This window comes from Burkholderia sp. Se-20378, assembly GCF_017104665.1.
Lineage (GTDB): Bacteria > Pseudomonadota > Gammaproteobacteria > Burkholderiales > Burkholderiaceae > Burkholderia > Burkholderia lata.
On the sequence record NZ_JAAGPG010000806.1, the window covers coordinates 1 to 2,571 of the forward strand.

At 68.5% G+C, this 2,571-nt stretch carries 2 protein-coding genes and 1 pseudogene; all 3 read left to right on the top strand.

Annotated elements, in window-relative coordinates:
• The first annotated feature begins 569 nt into the window (after positions 1-569).
• Positions 570-830 carry a phosphopantetheine-binding protein gene (locus G3N93_RS37745; protein WP_043187455.1) on the top strand — a complete coding sequence of 87 codons (261 nt, stop codon included), beginning with the start codon at positions 570-572 and terminating at the stop codon, positions 828-830.
• A 110-nt stretch (positions 831-940) separates the two neighbouring features.
• Positions 941-1,657, top strand: coding sequence for a 3-oxoacyl-ACP reductase FabG (gene fabG, locus G3N93_RS37750; RefSeq protein WP_174940169.1), 717 nt, complete (start codon positions 941-943; stop codon positions 1,655-1,657).
• Positions 1,658-1,744: 87 nt separating this feature from the next.
• Positions 1,745-2,571 (top strand): annotated as a pseudogene (locus tag G3N93_RS37755) (endoribonuclease L-PSP); the annotation flags it as partial.

A 2,571-nucleotide genomic window follows, 5' to 3' on the forward strand; every position in this document is an offset into this window, starting at 1 on the left:
TGGCCTCCGCACCCACGGCGCGCGAACTCGCGACCGGCGGCCGGGCGGCAGCGGACGGACGGGCGAACCGGAACGGAGCGGAAGGACGGGCGCGGCATGACTGGCGACATCGGGCGGATCGTGGCCGGACGCGGTGGTCGGGCCGGCAAACATCATATGAATGGCGGCCGGGACGCGGGTCCGGGCCGGTGGTCGGGCACGCTCATTTTAGGGCCGCGGCACCGCGTGTTCGGGGCGGGCGCGAACGGGTTTTGTAACCGATTGTATGGAGCAGGACGAACGGTTTCTCGGGGTCGGTCCATTTCCATCCAAAGCGGCTCAAGCGTCTCGTGCATTCGGGTCCCGAAACGGGCCGCGGCGCCGGCTCGCCAGTCTGTAACCATTGGCGGTATACGGCCCGATACCCGTTCGTCTAGAATCCGCGTAACTTTTACAAACGATCCCCAAATAACGCAGGCGGGGACGCCGGCAGACGCCGAAGGGACGGAGATTCGCACGCGCCGGGCGTGCATGGCGATTGCCGTTTCCGGGCGCCTTCCGCTGCCACGGACCGCCTGCCCGCACGCATGATGAACGCACTGGAACAAGAGCTTGCCACGCTGATCATCGGCGAACTGAATCTCGAAGACGTCCCGCTCGAAACAGTGACGGCCGAGACCCCGCTGTACGGCGAGGGTTTCGGGCTCGACTCCATCGACATCCTGGAAATCGCCCTGCTGATCTCGAAGAAATACGGCTTCGAGCTGCGTTCGGACAATCCGGACAACCAGAAGATCTTTGCGACGCTCGGTGCCCTGGCTGCGTACGTCGCCGCGCACCGCACGAAGTGACGACGTCGCGCACGGGAGCGGCGCGCAGATGATGACGGCAGGCGGCCGCGATCGGCAGACGATTCGCGGCCGCGTCGACCGAGGTGAAACGCGATGAACGGAGCAATTCGATGCGGGCGCTCGTGACGGGCGGCAGCGGCGCACTCGGGCAGGCGATCTGCACGGCGCTCGCGCAGGCCGGCCATGAAGTGTGGGTGCATGCGAACCGCCATCTCGCGCAGGCGGAGGCGGTCGCGCAGCAGATCGTCGAGGCCGGCGGCACCGCGCACGCGATCGCGTTCGACGTGACCGACGCCGACGCGACGCTCGCCGCGCTGAAGCCGTTCATCGACGATGCGCCGGTGCAGATCCTCGTCAACAACGCGGGCATTCACGACGATGCGCCGATGGCCGGCATGTCGCGACAACAGTGGCACAGCGTGATCGACGTGACGCTCAACGGCTTCTTCAACGTCACGCAGCCGCTGCTGTTGCCGATGATTCGCACGCGGCGCGGACGGATCGTCAACATCGCGTCGGTGGCCGGCGTGACCGGCAATCGCGGGCAGGTCAACTACGCGGCCGCGAAGGCGGGGCTGATCGGCGCGACGAAGTCGCTGTCGCTGGAGCTCGCGTCGCGCGGCATCACCGTGAACGCGGTTGCGCCCGGCATCATCGAATCGCCGATGGCCGAACAGGCGTTTCCCGCGGAACGCATCAAGCAGCTCGTGCCCGCGCAGCGCGCGGGCCGGCCCGACGAAGTCGCGGCGATGGTCGCGTATCTGGTATCCGACGCCGCGGCCTATGTGACGGGGCAGGTGCTGTCCGTCAACGGCGGGCTCGCATGACGAAGCGCGCAGCGTCGGCGTGACGTAACGCAACGCGGCGCAGGCCGCGATGTTGCGCGGCCTGCGCCGCATAGTGAGGAAATCGAAGTGTCCGTGCATCCAGTCGACGCCGAACGGCGCCCGTGTTCCCTGTCGTCCTCTGCCGAGCCGGTCGCGCACGGACAGACGACGGCCGGGCCGGCCGCATCGCGATCGGGCGAACCGCTCGCGCGCGGCGACGACCGCGCACTGCGGCTCGTCCGGATGAGCCATGCGCGGCTCGCTGCGTTGCTGGACGATGCGCATGGTCGCGGCGATGGATTCGAGCGCGCGTTTCCGGGGGCATTGGGTGCGGTGTGCATCGGCGCGGCCGGCCTGCAGGTCGAATCGCACGCGGACGCGGCGGCACGGATGCTGGCCGATGCCGTGCCCGACCTGCCGGTCGCGCCCGTGCCGATGACGCTGCTCGGCGCTGGCATCGCGCCGGACGACGCCGTCTGCGAAATCTGGCAATGCCATGCGCACGACCTGCGCAGCGAACGGCGCGGCGCGCTGCACTATCGCTACAGCGAAACGGCAGGCCTCGTGTTCGGCAGCATCGTCGTGCACGAGACAAGCGACACGCATGAATCACCCGAAGCGCACGACAGCGGCACACCGCTCGAACGCGCGACGCGCGACGCGTACCGCGCCCTGTTCGACGTGCTCGATTCGCTCGGCATGCCGCATCCGCTGCGCATCTGGAATACCGTGCCGGCGATCAATGCGGTGCAGTTCGGGATCGAGCGCTATCGTCAGTTCAATATCGGCCGCCAGCACGCGTTCGATGCGTGCCGCCGCGCGCTGACGGGCGGCGTGCCGGCCGCATGCGCGCTCGGTTCGGTCGTGCCGGTCGCGGGCGATGCATCGCCGGCCGCGCCGGTCGCGATCCATTT